The organism is Enterococcus sp. BWT-B8 (assembly GCF_020567625.1).
Classification (GTDB): Bacteria; Bacillota; Bacilli; order Lactobacillales; family Enterococcaceae; genus Enterococcus_L.
Window position 1 is genome coordinate 396,825 of the sequence record NZ_JAJDJV010000001.1, and the last position, 16,609, is coordinate 413,433.

Sequence of the window (16,609 nt, forward strand, 5' to 3'; positions counted from 1 at the left end):
CTTCCTTTATTATTAACTCTGTATTCGTTATAATAAGAATGTTATGGATATTACAGAAATGAGGGAATAACATGTCTTTCGATGGAGTTTTTACCCACGCAATAATAAATGAATTATCCGATCAGCTTATATCCGGACGTATTTCAAAAATTCATCAGCCTTATGCCAATGAGGTTGTTTTAGTCATTCGTTCTCAAGGAAAAAATCATAAATTGTTGTTATCTGCCCACCCAAGTTATGCTCGAATTCAACTTACCAAAATGGTTTATGGAAACCCCGAGACACCGCCGAACTTTTTAATGATGCTGAGAAAATATTTAGACGGTGCCATCCTCGGAACCATTCAACAAGTAGAAAATGATCGGATTATTCATCTATCATTCACAAAACGCAATGAACTTGGTGATCTTCAAAATATTCTTTTAATTGTTGAATTGATGGGACGACATAGTACGATTGTGCTTATTAATCAGGAAACAGGTAAAATTTATGATGCAATCAAACATGTCGGCAATTCTCAAAATACCTATCGTTCACTGTTGCCGGGAGCAGAATATGTTTCACCTCCCAATAAAAATCAACTAAATCCATTCACAGCATCAAAAGAGAAAGTTTTTGAAATCCTGTCTAAAGCAGAGGAACTAAGCGGTTCATTTTTACAGCAGCAGTTTCAGGGCTTAGGCAGAGACACTGCTGAAGAGCTGGCTTTCCGTCTGGTCCAACAACCGAATAATAAAATCCCTGTATGGACATCCTTTTGGGCGGACATTCAATTACGTCCTTTACCCACCCTTACACAGACAGAACGAAAAGAGTTTTTCACTCCTGTTCCATTCGAAACATTGTCTGGAGAAAAAACAACTTATGACACATTAAGTCAACTGCTTGATGTTTTTTACAGCGGTAAAGCTGAAAAGGATCGTGTAAAGCAACAAGGAGGCGAACTTATTCGTAAAATTGAGAATGAGCTAAAAAAGAATCATTCCAAGCTTGGCAAATTGGAAAAAACATTGGCTGATACTGAAAATGCAGAATTCTATCGCAGAAACGGTGAGCTGCTCACCACATTTATGACACAGGTTCCAAAAGGAGCGGAAATAGTAACACTGGACAATTATTATGAAGAAAATCAGCCAATTGATATCAAACTAAATCCTGCTTTTTCTCCAAATCAGAATGCTCAGAAATATTTCCAGAAATATCAGAAGCTGAAAAATGCTGTCCGTGTTGTACAAGCACAATTGGAGCAGACACAGCTGGAAATTCTTTATCTCGAATCTGTTCTTTCACAGCTGGAATTGGCCACTCCTATGGATATTAGTCTGATCCGAGAAGAATTGCTCAATGAAGGCTATATAAAAAAACAAAGACAAAATAAGCAAAAGAAACAGCAGCAGAGTAAACCTGAGTCTTTTATTTCTTCAGAAGGCGATACGATTTTAGTTGGCAGAAACAATCTTCAAAATGACCAGTTGACACTAAAAACAGCGAAGAAAACAGATTACTGGTTACATGCCAAAGATATACCGGGATCACATGTTATTATAAAAAATTCGGCTCCCTCTGAAAAAACACTTTATGAAGCTGCAGTTCTTGCCGCTTATTTTTCAAAATTCCGATTATCTGCTCAGATACCAGTAGACTATGTTCAAGTCAAACATGTGCATAAACCCAATGGGGCAAAGCCCGGCTATGTAATTTATGAAAATCAGAAAACATTATTTGTCACGCCTTCAGAAGAAGATGTAGAACGATTAAAAAGAGAGTCAGTCTGAAAATTAAAATAGTTTTGAAGAAGTTGTGATAAAACTTCTCCATACAACGAGTAACCGCAGGAGCACTTCTACACGTCCTTAACTGCGACGAGTAATCGCAGGAGCACTTGCACGCCCTTAATTGCGACGAGTAATCGCAGGAGTACTTGCACGTCCCTAACTGCGACGAGTAATCGCAAGAGCACTTGTGCACGTCCCTAACTGCGACGAGTAATCGCAGGAGCACTTGCACGTCCTTAACTGCGACGAGTAATCGCAGGAGCACTTGCACGTCCTTAACTGCGACGAGTAATCGCAGGAGCACTTGCACGCCCTTAACTGCGACGAGTAACCGCAGGAGCAGAAGTTCCCAGCTTCAAGCAATAAGCAGAAAATTCCGAAAATGACAAGAAACACGGAATGTTTCATTCCGATATTGATTGATTCCTAATTGGTACTCCACAAATTTTTAGTGAATTTCGGCTTATTTCCGAGATGTTGCCTGCGATTACTCGTCACAGATTAGGACCGACAAGTACTAGTTCTACTTTGCCACTTCTGCTTATATTCGTACTTTAGCAGAATAGTATGTGTAGTTTCGATAAGTATTCCTTGAATGAAACTAGCTTACTTGATGTAGTAGAACTTTATACGGAGCAGAGCGTAGAAGAGCTGTTGTCTCTACGAGTCTAACGATTCTTGAGACAAAACATTACGCTGTATCCGTTATTCTGCGTCTGCAGTTCTCACTACACTACACATCATTTTGATCTCATCACTTTCTAAACGGCAGAGCCGCTAAGAATTGAAGGACTTCGTTCCGATCCTCGAAGCATGGAGGGGCTTGGCTCCTACGCTTCTTACGAATGCTCGAACCATACAAAGACTGGAACACCGTTTATCCGGCTTTAAAGATTTAGGATATATTAATGTCACAGACCCTTTCCTACGATTAGTCAAGAGAAATATAGAACATTTTTCTTATTATTTAATTTTTTCAATGGATAAAAGAGTGGATAAAGTGTACACCAAATAAACCATATAATTCTCTAAAATTTTTATCTGGTTTTCTATCACTGGTTGGTTTTTTCTCGACTTAAAGGTATACTAGGTTATATGCATTTTTATATGTATTTATCATAGAAAGGAATGAACCTATGTTATCTAATTTATGGAAAGCAATTATCCTTGGTATTATTGAAGGTATTACGGAATGGCTTCCTATCAGCAGTACCGGGCATTTAATTCTGACCGATGAATTCATAAAAATGAATTTAAGTGCAGATTTCATGGAAATGTTTAATGTTGTTATACAATTAGGCGCGATTATGGCTGTCGTTGTTCTCTATTTTCACAAGCTTAATCCCTTCTCCAACAGTAAGTCAGAGGGAGAAAAAAGGGAAACCTGGGAATTGTGGAAAAAGGTGCTGGTCGCCTGTGTTCCTGCTGGTATAATCGGAATATTCTTGGACGACTGGTTAGACGCACGTTTTCATAACTTTGTCACTGTATCCATTATGCTGATTGTTTATGGGATTGGCTTTATTGTTATTGAAAAACAGAATAAAAATAAACAGCCCAAATGTACGAATTTGAAAAACTTTACGTATAAAGCAGCAGTGATTGTCGGTTTTTTCCAGGTTTTATCATTAATACCAGGGACTTCCCGTTCTGGAGCTACAATTTTAGGAGCAATCATGATAGGTGCTTCCCGTTATGTGGCAGCTGAGTTTTCCTTCTTTTTAGGAATTCCTGTAATGTTTGGTGCAAGCTTTCTTAAAATTGCGAAGTATCTGATGAAAGGTAATTCGTTTAATTTTTCTGAGCTGTTTATCTTACTGGTAGGTGCAGTTGTTGCTTTTCTTGTATCAGTAATGGTGATTAAATTCTTGTTAAACTACATTCGAAGACACGATTTCACTGCATTTGGCTGGTATCGCATTGTACTTGGTATCTTGCTGATGAGCTACTGGCTGTTTTCATAAGCATCACGAGCGATTTTTATTAATTTATGCAGAAAAGAGCCTGTGACAAACACTTTTATTGTACTCAAAAATCCCAATGAAATGAACCCTTTCCAGTTCTTTCATTGGGATTTTATTATGGACTTTTTATCACAAGCCCTTTCATAACATACAAAAAAGTTGGTTATCGAAAATCTTCCACTTTCAATAACCAACATACGTATTTCAGTTAGCAGTTCCATTTGACAATGAGCCTATAAAAGCAGCTGCTAATTAAACAGTCCGCTGAAGAAATCTTTGACTGACTGCCACAAGCCTGCAAAAAAACCTTCATTAGCTTTTAAAGCACCAGTCAGATCACCAAATCTGTTGCCAAGATCTTTTAAAGTATTCTGGAAGCCTTCACTGATTTTATCAAGCTGTGCAATAGATTCTGCAGAAAGTACCCCATCTATTGAAAGATACTGTTGTGCCAGTGCAATTAGTCTGTTGATGCTGTCCTGAGAAATATACTGTGATAAATCATTTTTTTCAATGGCATTATTGACAACCGTTTCCACTTCTTCGACAGTGACTGCATCCCCTTTCTGATTTTTCAAATCAGCAAGTTCCCTTTTTATGTCAACCAGCGCCTGATTCAGCTGAGTCTGATAAGCTTTATTCGCTGCCTGTTTTTCTTCATCTGTCATATTCGAATTGTTCCTGACTGCCTCGTTCGTAATATCATTGGCAACATCGGTTGTAGTTGTTAACTCTTCCTGCGCCAACTGTGCACGATCTGAATCCACTGCTTCTCCATTTGCTTCAAAAGCTTTGTAAACACCGGTCAATGCACTTTCGCCAGTTACCTTGACCACACTTCCTACTTTGATTGTTGCATCACTGATACCTGCTGTAACAAGCGGATTTTTGTACTGATCTGCTGTAATCAACGTAATATTTTCAGGTGTCACAATATCAACAGTGATTCCTTTACCTTCATTTTCTCTGTTTACCACGACTGAACTTAGCATTGCTGCATCATCACCACTTCCTGAGCCCAGATATTTAATTAAATCTGCGCCTGTAGCAGTTTGGATATTCACCTGATCTGCACTGATACCAAGTATTTTCATTGTTTCTTCCCGTTGGGCATCTGATAATCCTGCGCCTGCTACAAATGTTGGTTTTCCCCAACGTTCATTAATCACTGTATCCGAGGCACTCGCTTCACTTAAGGAAGGCATCATTGTACTGATTCCACCAACCATTAATAAAGCAGCTGTCACTGCAGCTGTTAGTTTTCTAAATTTCATTTTGACCCTCCACCTTACTTTGAAAGATATAGTTGCACATTTCTATCATAGCGGAATTTATCAAATAAGGGAAATAACAACGTTTTTCTTTAAAGATTATTTACTAAAATTTGCGAAATTTAAACAAATCAAAAAGGTTGTAAGACAGCCTCCAACAATAGTTGCTTGTCTTCATCTGACTCATTAACATCTCAAAGATTCAACTCAGATACCTTTTCCTGCTTTTTTTGGGTCTCTTCTCTTTGAATATATATTTTTCCCAGCTTATAGATACTGGCAGTAAAAGGAATACCCAAAAACATACCTGGAATCCCAGCCAGCGGACCAAAAACTATGACTGAACCAAGTACATAGATACCCGGCAAGCCAACAGAATTGCCTACCACACGCGGATAGATGAAATTGCTCTCGAATTGCTGCAGAATAACTAGATAAACCAGAAACCACAGTGACAATACAGGATTAACCGTAAATACCAGAAACATACCAATGGCTCCGCCTACATATGCCCCGACAATCGGAATAATATTGATAACCCCCACTAAAGTCCCTACCAGTACCGGATATGGCATATTGAAAAGAAACATGCCTGTTGCACAGAGTGTCCCCAGAATCACTGCTTCCAGACACTGTCCTGTTATAAATGCGCTGAATGTCTGATGAATAATTAACAAAACCAGATTCGTCCGCTGCTGAATTTTCTTTGGAAAATAAAGCTTGGACAAGCGTTTATACAAATGTATGAATCTTTCTTTATCAACTAGCAAATAGATAGCAAAAACAAAAATCAGTAAAAAATTAAACAGACTCCCAATTAATGTACTGATTAAATTAATCAGTATATCAACAGTATTCGCCACACCGCCCCCAACAAAACTAAAAATATTTTGAAGGAAAGACTTCCAGTCCAGTTCAAGTAATTTCAGATTTTTTTCAATTTCCGGATTATTTTTAAAGATTGCTGTCAGAAATTCCTGAATCTGATTAAACGTCTTAGGCAAAGAAGCCAGCAGCATATTAATTGATTCAAAAATTGTCGGAAAAACCAATCCAAAAAATGTTGCAATAATTATTATGAGCAGAATTAGCGATGCCAACAAACTCAACGCTCGTTTAAAGCGATAGATTTTCTTTTCCTTCACTTTTTCAAACAGCTTCTCAATTCGGGACATAATCAGATTAATTACATAAGCCAGCAGGATAGCAAAAATGATATTGGAAAAAGCACCTAAAAGATTCTGCCCCCATTTCAGTATCGTCTGAAAATTTAAAAGCCCCAGGACAATGATCGTCCCTATAATCAAATATTTTTTTATCATTTTATCAATTGACAAATTATTCATGAAAATACAGCAACCTCCTTAGATATCTCTAAGAATACACAAAACTTCAAAAAAAGTATAGAACTATCTGCTTTTTACAGAATCAGCATTTAGATTTCTCTTACTTAATACCTGCTGAATAACTCAAAAATACTGCATAAATTAATTGTTAAGCAAAAAAAGTTAGCTAATCTCTGATAAAAAATATTTTCCAGAAATTATTTACACTTTTTAGAAAACGATTAGTGTATAAAATAAGGATTTATTTATAAAAAGTGCACAGTTTTTATTTTAATTAACAGCAAAATCGTGTACTTATTTTACAAAATTGGGATAAACACTTTAGATTAGATATATTTTCTGTTTTATTCAGTATGAGTTACTTAAAGAGCCCTTGAATCCCAGCTGCAAATAATATAAGCACTCTATCTAAATAGTCCTTTAATCAGAAAAAAATGTTGTATTTCCCTGCAGAAAAGATGAATGTCTCTTTCATTCAAAAATGGGATGTTACATTTATTGATCAATATAGCATTCTTATAGTAAATAAATTTTTTATTTTTAAATAGAATTCATTTACATATTTATCATCTTGTGATATCTTACATATAAATGTAAGCGCTGTCCAAAAAAAGAAAGGAGATGTTTTCTTGGAAGAATTTAATGTAATTCTCAAACAGTTTGAATATTTGAACATGGACAATCCGAAAGAATGGATGAATTCTTCATTGACACCTTCTCTGCTTAAAACAATTCAGTCGCTCGAAAAACAAATTGGTTTTTCTATTTACTATATTTCTCACACAAACCAGCCGGTACTGACAACGAAGGGCAGAATATTTCTTCAAGTTATGGCCTCTGCTGCTAAAAAGAACAACCCTGCATCCTTATCATTCAGCTTTGATCAACAGGAAGACCCGATGGAATAACTCTGATTCCTCGGATCTCTGATTGTATTATCTAACTCCCCATATCTTTAATCTTGATTAAACGGGTGATTTCCCCACGCTCGTTTTCTTCCAGCTTCATCTTAATATAATAAATCGTTTCTTCCAACTGCGGAATCGTCAAGTACTTCAATGCATTAACACGCCTGCGTGTCTTTTCAATTTCTTCTGCCATCAGCTGACAAGTTTTTTCAACCTCTGCCAATTCAAGCATTTTAGGCAGGATTGAGGATATTTTATCAAATGAACGATCCAACTCTGCGTTGGAGTTTAAATACCCGTAATCTAAAGGCGAATCCACGATTTCTTCATCATAATGAAAGTTCATAATTGGAACGGTTACACTCATTACGTTTTTTTCGATGATATCCATCGTTACTTCACTTGCAGGAATGGAAACCAGCCCTTCAATAAAGGCTTCATTCAAGGTACTGCTTGCCAGAACAAAACTTGACAGCGCACCATTCAATTCTTCTTCCACATCAATTCTCAGCTGATTGTTTTTTCTGATCAGGAGAATAAATTGGCGAATTAACTCATCCTGCTTATCCTTTAATAATTTATGCCCTCTGGCAGCAGTTCCCAACAGTTTTTTTAATCGGGTAAGCTCCATGCGGGTAGGATTTACATTCAAGCGTACCATAAAATCACTCTCCCACAGTCAAATATTCATCCAGCATATCATCTTTTATTCGCTTTAATTCAGTTCGCGGCAGGATGGACAGCAGTTCCCAGCCAAGATCAAGCGTTTCCTGAATTGAACGATTTTCAGAGAAGCCCTGATTGACATACTCATTTTCAAATCGATCTGCAAATTTCGCGTAGATTTTATCAACATCAGAAAGTGCTGATTCTCCAAGAACCACAGCCAGTTCTTTTGACTGTTTTCCCTGTGCATAGGCAGCAAACAGCTGATTCATTGTCGGCGCATGATCAATTCTTGTTTTCCCTTCGCCTGTTCCTTTATCCTTCAAACGAGAAAGCGACGGCAATACATCAATCGGCGGCTGAATCCCCTTCTTATACAACTCTCTGGATAAAATAATCTGACCTTCCGTAATGTAGCCTGTCAAATCAGGAATCGGATGCGTCTTGTCATCTTCCGGCATGGTTAAAATTGGAATTTGAGTCACTGAGCCTTTTAGACCTCTGATTCGTCCGGCACGTTCATACAATGTTGCCAAATTCGTATACAAGTATCCCGGATACCCGCGGCGACCAGGAACCTCACGTCGAGCTGCTGATATTTCACGCAGTGCTTCACAATAATTTGTCATATCGGTCATGATTACCAGCACATGCATGCCTTTTTCATAAGCCAGATATTCAGCAGCGGTCAATGCCATTCTTGGCGTAGCAATCCGTTCAATCGCAGGATCGTTGGCCAGATTCATGAATAAAACAGAACGGTCAATTGCACCGGTCTGACGAAAATCCTCCATGAAAAATTCTGCTTCCTCAAAGGTAATTCCAATTGCTGCGAATACAACCGCAAAATCATCCTCACTGTTCAACACATTTGCCTGTCTGGCAATTTGTGCCGCCAACTCTTTGTGCGGCAGCCCTGATCCTGAAAATACAGGGAGCTTCTGACCACGGACTAATGTATTTAAATGATCTATTGCAGAAATTCCAGTCTGAATAAATTCATCTGGATAATCACGATTAAATGGATTGATTACTTCCCCATTGATATCCACCTGTTTTTCAGGAAGAATAGCCACACCATTATCCTTGAGACGTCCAAGTCCATCAAAAATACGACCAACCATATCTTCTGAAACACCCAGTTCAAGAGGATGACCTAAAAATCGAACTTTCGAATCACGAATATTAATGCCGCTGGTTCCTTCAAAAATCTGAACCATCGCTTTATCTCCATTAACCTCAAGTACCTGACCTCTTCTAATTTCACCATTCTGCATGCGAACTTCGATCAGTTCCTCATACTTTACACCTTCAACTTTTTCAACAATCATCAAGGGACCGACAACTTCATTGATCGTACGATATTCTTTAATCATTGGTCATCCCTCCATCTGCCACAATTTGCTTCATCGTTGTTTTAATTTCGCCTGCCAATTCATCCATCTGATAAATCTTTGCTTCCGGAACATATTTGCTTCGGGCTATTTTATCTCGAATCGCTTCCGTTCCCTTCATAATTTCAGAAAAGTAAGCATTTAATTCAATGGCTTTCTTTCCTTCTTCAAAGAATGTCAGAATCAGACGCATCATCTTAAACTGTTTTTCTCTTGAAGTAAATGTATCCACATCATCAAATGCATTTTGCTGCAAATAATCTTCTCTAAGCGATTTAGCAGTTTCTAAAGTTAGACGGTCTTTATCAGATAAAGAATCAATTCCAACCAGTCGTACAATTTCTTCCAGCTGTGATTCTTCCTGCAAAATTCTCATTCCGTCTGCTACCATTGCAGACCAATCCTGCTGCAGCTGCTGATCCAAATATTTGCCGACTTCTGTACTATACAATGAATAACTCTGAAGCCAGTTAATTGATGGAAAATGTCGTTTCTGAGCCAATGCCGAATCCAGCCCCCAGAATACCTTCACCACACGCAGAGTATTTTGTGTCACTGGTTCAGAAATATCTCCTCCTGATGGTGAAACAGCACTGATAGCTGTAATGCTGCCTTCCCGATGATCTTTTCCTAATGCAACGACATAACCTGCACGTTCGTAATATTCTGCCAGTCGGCTGCCGAGATAAGCAGGATAGCCTTCGTCACCCGGCATTTCTTCCAGACGCCCGCTCATTTCTCTAAGTGCTTCTGCCCAGCGGGATGTTGAATCTGCCATAATTGCCACTGAATAGCCCATATCACGAAAGTATTCTGCAATAGTAATTCCTGTATAAATCGATGCTTCCCGGGCAGCTACAGGCATATTGGACGTATTTGCGATCAATACTGTCCGTTCCATTAATGATTTGCCTGTATTTGGATCAATTAGTTTAGGAAACTCATTTAGTACATCCGTCATTTCATTTCCACGCTCGCCGCAGCCCACATAAACAACCAAATCAACATCTGCCCACTTGGCAATTTGGTGTTGAACTACTGTTTTACCTGCACCAAACGGACCCGGAACAGCTGCTGCTCCCCCCTTGATTACCGGGAAAAAGGTATCAACCACTCGCTGACCGGTAATCATCGGTGCAACAGGATTCATTTTCTGAGAAATTGGACGTCCTCTTCGAACCGGCCATTTCTGCATCATGGTGAATTCTTTGCTACCTTGTTCTGTCTCAAGAACATAAACAACTTCTTCAATTGTGAATTTGCCGGATTTTATTTCCGTAATTCTACCTGATACACCAACTGGCACCATAATACGATGCTGAATAGCTTCCGTTTCTTCAACCGTACCGATGATGTCACCTGCTGAAACTTCTTCACCAGCCACTGCGACAGGAACAAACAGCCATTTCTTTTCTCGATTCAATGAAGGGATTTTTACACCTCTGCTGAGAAAATTACTGGCAGTCACTTCTGCAAAGGTATCCAATGGACGTTGAATCCCATCAAACATTTCAGAGATGAGTCCCGGAGCAAGCTCCACTGACAGAGCTTCTCCTGTGGTTGCCACCGGTTCACCCGGACCGATTCCAGTTGTTTCTTCATATACTTGAATGGATGCGACATCACCGCGCATCTCAATAATTTCTCCTATTACTCCCAAATCGCCTACATAACAGATGTCCTGCACACTTGCATCGGACATGTTATCTGCCATAATCAGCGGACCGGATACTTTAACAATTCTTCCTTTTTGCACTATCATTCCTCCTGTTCCGAGCTTTCACTGAAAATTTATCAGAGGGCATTAACCGCATTACAGCTTTCCATTAAAAGCAGCACTGCGAACCCCTCCCATTCAAAGTCAGATTGGGTTTTCATCTGCTTAACTCAAAATTTCCGGAATTCATATGATACTCGTAAGTAATTTGTTCTATTATTATTTTAGGCTCTAAATTTCCATAGTGTTAAAAAGTTTCTTCAGCTTCATCCTTCTTGAATTCAACAGATAAATTCTATAAAATATTTTGTCCAATTGCCTTTTCAACATTTTTCTGCACAGCCTTTTTTCCAATCCCCTTTGATCCTGCATTACTAGGAATTAGTATGATGGCCGGCTGGATTCTGCTTCTGTAACGGTTGATTGTTTCTGAGACCTGTTCAGAAGCTTCCTCTGTAATAAAGATTACACCATAATCTTCAGCAGCCATTTGTTCAATGCTGTCTCTAATTTGACGAGCAGACATCCCATAACAAACATCAAAGCCAAACAGTTTGAAGGGCATAACAGAATATTTATCCCCGATAACGCCAATTTTATGAGCCATGGACTATCCGCATCCTTTCTTTCAGTCGTTCTGTCGGAAAATGATTTTTCTTTCCAACAACAAGCAAACGGAGGTTTTTCCACTCTACTTCCTTTGCATTTAGATACGCAAGCAAAGGTAACGGGCCAAATGCAGTCACACGCCCTTTAACAAAAAGGTTTGTTAAATAATCATCTTTCTTTTTTTCAAAGGCAGTTAAATCCAAAACATGCGTTTCCGGATTCACGATTGAAGAAAGCATATCACCATATTTCGTTGATAAAATAAATGAGGTATATGCTTCCAACGATTCTTTTGCATATGGCAAATGGTCTTGCTTTGCAATACTGCCCGAACTAGAAAGGATAGTGGATAAAAAAGTTCTCGTTTGCCTCTGAATAATCCCTCTTGCCATAACAGCAATGTTTGTCAGATCAATAAACGCTGTAACCTCTGCAATAATATCTGGGTATCCCAATTTATCCGCCAGTTGTTTTTGAAAGGTTAAAAACAGCCGATCATAGATGACGTCAATCGCCTGAAGCAGTGTTGATTCCTGAAGATAATCAAATACCTCTCTGATGGTACTCAGCAGCTCTTCCGGCAGTTCACTGGATATTTTTGTATGAACCGCACTTTTCATAGTTGATAGAGAATATCGCCCGTCCTCAATAAATAGGTGGTCCAAATGTTGATTTGTGACCTCTGCTTTTGTCAGAACCTTTAAATTATGAAAAGTAAAACGAGAAGTATAGATAGCAATAATTTCAGGCTCAGGCGCCATCTGATAGAGCCATTCAAATAACTTGCCCTGTTCTTTTGAATAAATATACTCAAAATTTTCCTCAAAATCTGTTTTTAAATATTCTCCATAAACAGTATTTCTTAAAATATCACGAAGCTCCTCCATATCTGCTGCCTTCAATAGCTGCTCATATTGGGATGCTGTCAGCAGCTCCATTTCTTTAAGACGAATTAAAGGATTGATTTGATTGTATGCTGTTTCTTTCAACGCTATCCTCTCCTAACCAAATAGCATCTCCGCTATTTTATAGATTTCCGTCGTTTGTACTTCCTGAACCAACGTAGAAAACAGGAAATTATATTCAATTCCATCCTTTGCAAGCACAAAGCCGCTTTCTTTTGGGATGATTTTCTCAGACAACTGTAATGTCAGCTTATCTGTTGTAAATTGATCAAGCCAGGTCTGACTTATTTTATCTTTTGAGTATTCTCCTGCGTTGAATACAACTTCACCGGATAAATCCAGCTTGGATAACATTCCAGATGCAAACTGCTGAAAGGTTTCTGTATCCCATTGCTTCATTTTTTCAGTCGTTTCTTTAAACAATTGACCGAGAAGCTCCTGCTTGCTGTTTAATGTCGCCTGCTTTACTTCCAGCTGCTGTCGATTTTGTTTTTGCCTAAATATCTTTTTACTCAGCTCCGCATTTTTAGTGATTTGTTGCTTTTTTTGAATGTCCAAAGCAGCAATCTGTTCATAAAAGTTACTTTCAATACGGTTTACTTCGCTCTTTTTGACTGCTTCTGCTTCGCAGGTTCCTTTTTCGAGAATCTGCTCAACAATCTTTTCAATTGCATCCATAGTCAACCTCCCTTACTTCACATTCAGCACAAGTAAGAAGGAAATTACAAAGCCCAAAATTGCATAGGTTTCTATCATTGCAGCATAAATGATTCCCTTTGTTGCATGTTCAGGCTTTTTAGCAAGAATTTGGATACCTGCCGCAGCAACACGTCCCTGCGAGATACCTGAGAATAATCCTGCAAATGCAATTGGTAATGATGCAACAAAATAATTCAGTCCCTGAACCATTGTCATACTATTATCAAGGTCGATAAAGATAAGGAACGCGATAACGAATCCATATAATCCCTGTGTTCCGGGAAGCAGCTGCAGGATCAGAGCTTGTCCGAATTTCTCAGGCTGTTCGGTTGTCAGTGCTGCTGCTGCTTCTCCTGTGAATCCAACACCTTTGGCAGACCCAATACCAGATAAAATTGTTGCCATGGCCATTCCTAAAACTGCAAAAAGTATTCCGCCATTTTCATTAATTAAATAATCAATCATCTCTACATTCCTCCACTTATTTCTTCAATTTCGTCTTTTCGATATTCAGATGTTTCTCTTCTGCTTTCAGCGGTTGAAAAGCTCTTCCGCCTCCTGAATAAAATTTTCCGAAAAACTCTACATATTGCAAACGTGCACCGTGAACATAAGCACCCAGCAAACTCAGGAACAAGTTTAACGTATGCAAAGCGATAATCAGCAAAATTCCGACAGTAAATCTGGCAATCGGCGGCATGAATGCAACAAGCATATTAAAAGCTGCAGCAATGCTTCCGCCTGAAATTCCCAGTGCCATTAAACGTGTATAACTAACCAAATCACCAATATAACCCGTTAAATTGTACAGTTCATAAAGTCCTTTAGCAATCCCTTTTACTTTGGATTTGGATTGAATCACAGGTACTGCCACAATTGACAGGGCAGAAATTACAGCTGCTGTGATTCCGACAATGAAAAAGCCATTGTTGTTCATTACCAGCATTCCCAGAACAGCAATCAGAATACCTGTTAGCAATCCCTGCCAGGCAAAGCTGTCGCCAATACTTGTGAGATACTGCTTCCTTTTCATCAATTCAATTCCATTAATAATCAAACCGGTCATCAGCTGAATAAAACCAAACGCCACTGACAGAAGCAAAATCGTATTCACATCTTCAGTTGTTGAAAGAATTGGAAACGGCAGATGTATACTAAACAGTGTTTTTGGAAAATCAACACCAAAAAATGAACCGTAGATAATTCCCCAAACAATTGTCGGAAATGACAGGATAAAGAAAAAATCAACAAAACGTTTTTTAACTCTATTCAAAACTATATTTTTTCTTACAACTATTGTTATAAGAAACATTAACAGTCCATAACCCAGATCTGCAACCATCATCCCAAAAAATACCATATAAAAAGGAGTCATCACCGGTGTAGGATCAATTTCATCATATTTCGGTAAACTGTACATTTCTGTCAGCATTTCAAAGGGTGCTGCAACTTTATTATTTTTTAACTTAACAGGAATATCCATCTGAATTTCTTCAGCAGTCGGCTGTTCGAATGTCAGATATACCTCGGTTTCAGGGACTGCTTTATTTAGGACTGACAAAAAATTATTTTTTTCTTCCTCAGGAATCCACCCCTGCATCAGACAGAAATAGTGTGTATTTAACAAATGGTCCTTTGCCTGCTCCCGATAAATCAGAGCATAAATCATTTCTTCTGCAAGATACAGTTCCTCAAGATGATCTCTGTATACCCCAAGTTCCTTCTTAATTGTTTTCTCTTCATCAACAAGCTCTACCAGTTCTTTTTTTGTATTTTCATAGGCTTTGCTCGGTACAACATCATAAGGATAATTCATTCGCTCAAAGCTGAAACGGTTTAACAGTCCGCCAATCTCATCTTCATTTTCTTTCAAATAAATCAGGCTGTAGTAAACATGATTTGTACTATAATACAACTCTTCATAATAAATCGAAGGGATATTCTTTAAAGCTGCTTGAAACTCTTCATTGTTCGCTGCATTAATCGAACCTGATACCAGAGAAGCCTCGGTCAGTATCACTTGCTGAGGTACAACATCAAGTGCCTGCCACCTTGTCAGCCAATCTTCTTCTGTAAGAAGCTTTTTCCGTTGACTGTTCACATAATCCAGACGCCTTTTTAAACTTTCAACAGCACTCAGATAACCTAGGATTTTCTCCTGATTAAAAGATGATTCCAGAGAATCCAATGACTGTACTCTCCTCTTAAAACCATTTTTATGTCCTTCTTTACTTGAAAAATAATCAATAAACAGGAGTACATCATGAATCCTCAGCAGCATTTCTTCGTAGAATTTTTTCCTCTGCCTGTTGCTTGCTGTCTGATCTAAAGAAAAATAGTGATCAATATAGGACTGGTCCACACTGGAATGATAGAAATCTTTGATTTCTACTGCCTGCAGTCCCTGAATTGCCTGAAGGATCGTCTCCTCCTGATCTGCCGCGGCTATAATCGTTACTTTCTCCATTTTATTGACTGCCATAAAGTACATTCACCCTTTCAATGACATAATCAATCATTTCATCTTTATTTCTATCATATTTCTCCTTAAAAAGATCCTTCTGTTCCTCTGCTTCTTTCAATAATAGTTCTTTTTCATTTTGAAGCTGCTGCTGTTGAATTTTTGTTGTCTCCTTCAGCAGTTCTTCTACTTCTTTCTGGTTTTTCGTTTGAAGAAGGAGCAGTTCCTGTTCCATTTTCGCTTCATACTCAACCATTTCACGCTGTACATCCTTTTTCATTTCCTGTACACGCTCTTCCGCCAGTCTGATCTGTTCCAATGCATTGAATACCATCCTCTCACCTCCAACATTCGTCAATTTTGTCAATTTTCTAAATAGCATAAAAATTAAAGATTGTTTACAAGGAAACGGATTATTCCTCTCAATGAACACACAAAAGAGGCCGAACTCAAAAGTCGTTCTTCTCACCCCTTGAAGAACCTGATCCTTGAAGCTTCCGCCCAACCATTATATTCATTCACATAAAATACATTTTAACAAAAAAACTGCAGAAATTCAAACCAGTTGTTGAAATGTTATTTTTTCTACAGCTAACTCTTTATTTAGTTAAGCAGACATTTCTATAGTCCTCAGTATTTCCAGCAGTTGTGATATCAGCGATACTCTCTAATCAGCCAGTCATCCAGTTTTGACAATCCAGTTGCATAGGATCAATCGTCTCAGGGCGTTCAATCTCAATTAAGCACCGCACTTTCTTTCCATACCAGCGCTTCTTCTGTGCCTCTGACAATTACAGCTGCAGCTTCTTCTTTTCCAAAACAGCAATTGGCTCTTCGGAAAGCATCTTTTCACTCCCTCTTTTTTTACTGTTATAAATAACTTAACATCTTTAA

General features: G+C 38.4%; 14 protein-coding genes. 3 read left to right on the forward strand and 11 right to left on the reverse strand.

What is annotated here, in order from left to right:
- Positions 1 to 71 precede the first annotated feature (71 nt).
- The gene (locus tag LI951_RS01755) at positions 72 to 1,775 is read left to right on the forward strand and encodes an NFACT RNA binding domain-containing protein (RefSeq protein ID WP_229441074.1); all 1,704 of its coding nucleotides are present in this window, start codon (positions 72 to 74) and stop codon (positions 1,773 to 1,775) included.
- Positions 1,776 to 2,911: 1,136 nt separating this feature from the next.
- Positions 2,912 to 3,739, forward strand: a complete 828-nt coding sequence (locus LI951_RS01760; protein ID WP_202067432.1) for an undecaprenyl-diphosphate phosphatase — start codon at positions 2,912 to 2,914, stop codon at positions 3,737 to 3,739.
- Between the two features lie 248 nt (positions 3,740 to 3,987).
- Here the strand turns inward: LI951_RS01760 and LI951_RS01765 are convergent, their stop codons facing one another.
- Both LI951_RS01765 and LI951_RS01770 read right to left on the reverse strand, forming a co-directional pair.
- A complete protein-coding gene (locus LI951_RS01765) occupies positions 3,988 to 5,013 on the reverse strand; it encodes a DUF1002 domain-containing protein (protein ID WP_420705900.1) in 1,026 nt (341 codons plus the stop codon).
- 191 nt (positions 5,014 to 5,204) lie between these two features.
- Positions 5,205 to 6,356: an AI-2E family transporter gene (locus LI951_RS01770; RefSeq protein WP_229441075.1), complete on the reverse strand. Its 1,152-nt coding sequence runs from the start codon at positions 6,354 to 6,356 to the stop codon at positions 5,205 to 5,207.
- 629 nt (positions 6,357 to 6,985) lie between these two features.
- Here LI951_RS01770 and LI951_RS01775 point away from each other — a divergent pair.
- Entirely contained in the window at positions 6,986 to 7,264 is a 279-nt protein-coding gene (locus LI951_RS01775) for a hypothetical protein (protein ID WP_202067430.1), read from the forward strand.
- 31 nt (positions 7,265 to 7,295) lie between these two features.
- Here LI951_RS01775 and LI951_RS01780 read toward each other — a convergent pair whose 3' ends face one another.
- The 9 genes from LI951_RS01780 to LI951_RS01820 form a co-directional block, all read right to left on the reverse strand.
- A complete protein-coding gene (locus tag LI951_RS01780; RefSeq protein WP_202067429.1) occupies positions 7,296 to 7,925 on the reverse strand; it encodes a V-type ATP synthase subunit D in 630 nt (209 codons plus the stop codon).
- A 4-nt stretch (positions 7,926 to 7,929) separates the two neighbouring features.
- Complete coding sequence (locus LI951_RS01785) at positions 7,930 to 9,306, reverse strand: V-type ATP synthase subunit B (RefSeq protein ID WP_229441076.1); 1,377 nt, start codon at positions 9,304 to 9,306, stop codon at positions 7,930 to 7,932.
- Positions 9,299 to 11,080: a V-type ATP synthase subunit A gene (locus tag LI951_RS01790; RefSeq protein WP_324254771.1), complete on the reverse strand. Its 1,782-nt coding sequence runs from the start codon at positions 11,078 to 11,080 to the stop codon at positions 9,299 to 9,301. Before LI951_RS01790 ends, LI951_RS01785 begins: the two co-directional genes overlap by 8 nt.
- Positions 11,081 to 11,336: 256 nt before the next feature.
- Positions 11,337 to 11,648: a V-type ATP synthase subunit F gene (locus LI951_RS01795; protein ID WP_229441078.1), complete on the reverse strand. Its 312-nt coding sequence runs from the start codon at positions 11,646 to 11,648 to the stop codon at positions 11,337 to 11,339.
- Positions 11,638 to 12,639, reverse strand: coding sequence for a V-type ATPase subunit (locus LI951_RS01800; RefSeq protein WP_324254772.1), 1,002 nt, complete (start codon positions 12,637 to 12,639; stop codon positions 11,638 to 11,640). Before LI951_RS01800 ends, LI951_RS01795 begins: the two co-directional genes overlap by 11 nt.
- Before the next feature lie 12 nt (positions 12,640 to 12,651).
- On the reverse strand, positions 12,652 to 13,233 hold the full coding sequence (locus LI951_RS01805) for a hypothetical protein (protein ID WP_229441079.1): 582 nt from the start codon (positions 13,231 to 13,233) through the stop codon (positions 12,652 to 12,654).
- A gap of 12 nt (positions 13,234 to 13,245) precedes the next feature.
- Positions 13,246 to 13,719, reverse strand: a complete 474-nt coding sequence (locus LI951_RS01810) for a V-type ATP synthase subunit K (protein ID WP_202067423.1) — start codon at positions 13,717 to 13,719, stop codon at positions 13,246 to 13,248.
- A 16-nt stretch (positions 13,720 to 13,735) separates the two neighbouring features.
- Positions 13,736 to 15,736 carry a V-type ATP synthase subunit I gene (locus LI951_RS01815; RefSeq protein ID WP_202067422.1) on the reverse strand — a complete coding sequence of 667 codons (2,001 nt, stop codon included), beginning with the start codon at positions 15,734 to 15,736 and terminating at the stop codon, positions 13,736 to 13,738.
- Positions 15,723 to 16,049, reverse strand: coding sequence for a hypothetical protein (locus LI951_RS01820; RefSeq protein WP_202067421.1), 327 nt, complete (start codon positions 16,047 to 16,049; stop codon positions 15,723 to 15,725). The genes LI951_RS01815 and LI951_RS01820 overlap by 14 nt, the downstream gene beginning before the upstream one ends.
- Between the last annotated feature and the right edge of the window lie 560 nt (positions 16,050 to 16,609).

Bases quoted from the DNA above. Each gene is read 5' to 3' on its own strand.
- LI951_RS01755 (WP_229441074.1), top strand. From the start codon at position 72: ATGTCTTTCGATGGAGTTTTTACCCACGCAATAATAAATGAATTATCC.
- LI951_RS01815 (WP_202067422.1), bottom strand. From the start codon at position 15,736: ATGGCAGTCAATAAAATGGAGAAAGTAACGATTATAGCCGCGGCAGAT.
- LI951_RS01760 (WP_202067432.1), top strand. From the start codon at position 2,912: ATGTTATCTAATTTATGGAAAGCAATTATCCTTGGTATTATTGAAGGT.
- LI951_RS01785 (WP_229441076.1), bottom strand. From the start codon at position 9,306: ATGATTAAAGAATATCGTACGATCAATGAAGTTGTCGGTCCCTTGATG.
- LI951_RS01810 (WP_202067423.1), bottom strand. From the start codon at position 13,719: ATGATTGATTATTTAATTAATGAAAATGGCGGAATACTTTTTGCAGTT.
- LI951_RS01795 (WP_229441078.1), bottom strand. From the start codon at position 11,648: ATGGCTCATAAAATTGGCGTTATCGGGGATAAATATTCTGTTATGCCC.
- LI951_RS01805 (WP_229441079.1), bottom strand. From the start codon at position 13,233: ATGGATGCAATTGAAAAGATTGTTGAGCAGATTCTCGAAAAAGGAACC.
- LI951_RS01765 (WP_420705900.1), bottom strand. From the start codon at position 5,013: ATGAAATTTAGAAAACTAACAGCTGCAGTGACAGCTGCTTTATTAATG.
- LI951_RS01820 (WP_202067421.1), bottom strand. From the start codon at position 16,049: ATGGTATTCAATGCATTGGAACAGATCAGACTGGCGGAAGAGCGTGTA.
- LI951_RS01780 (WP_202067429.1), bottom strand. From the start codon at position 7,925: ATGGTACGCTTGAATGTAAATCCTACCCGCATGGAGCTTACCCGATTA.
- LI951_RS01770 (WP_229441075.1), bottom strand. From the start codon at position 6,356: ATGAATAATTTGTCAATTGATAAAATGATAAAAAAATATTTGATTATA.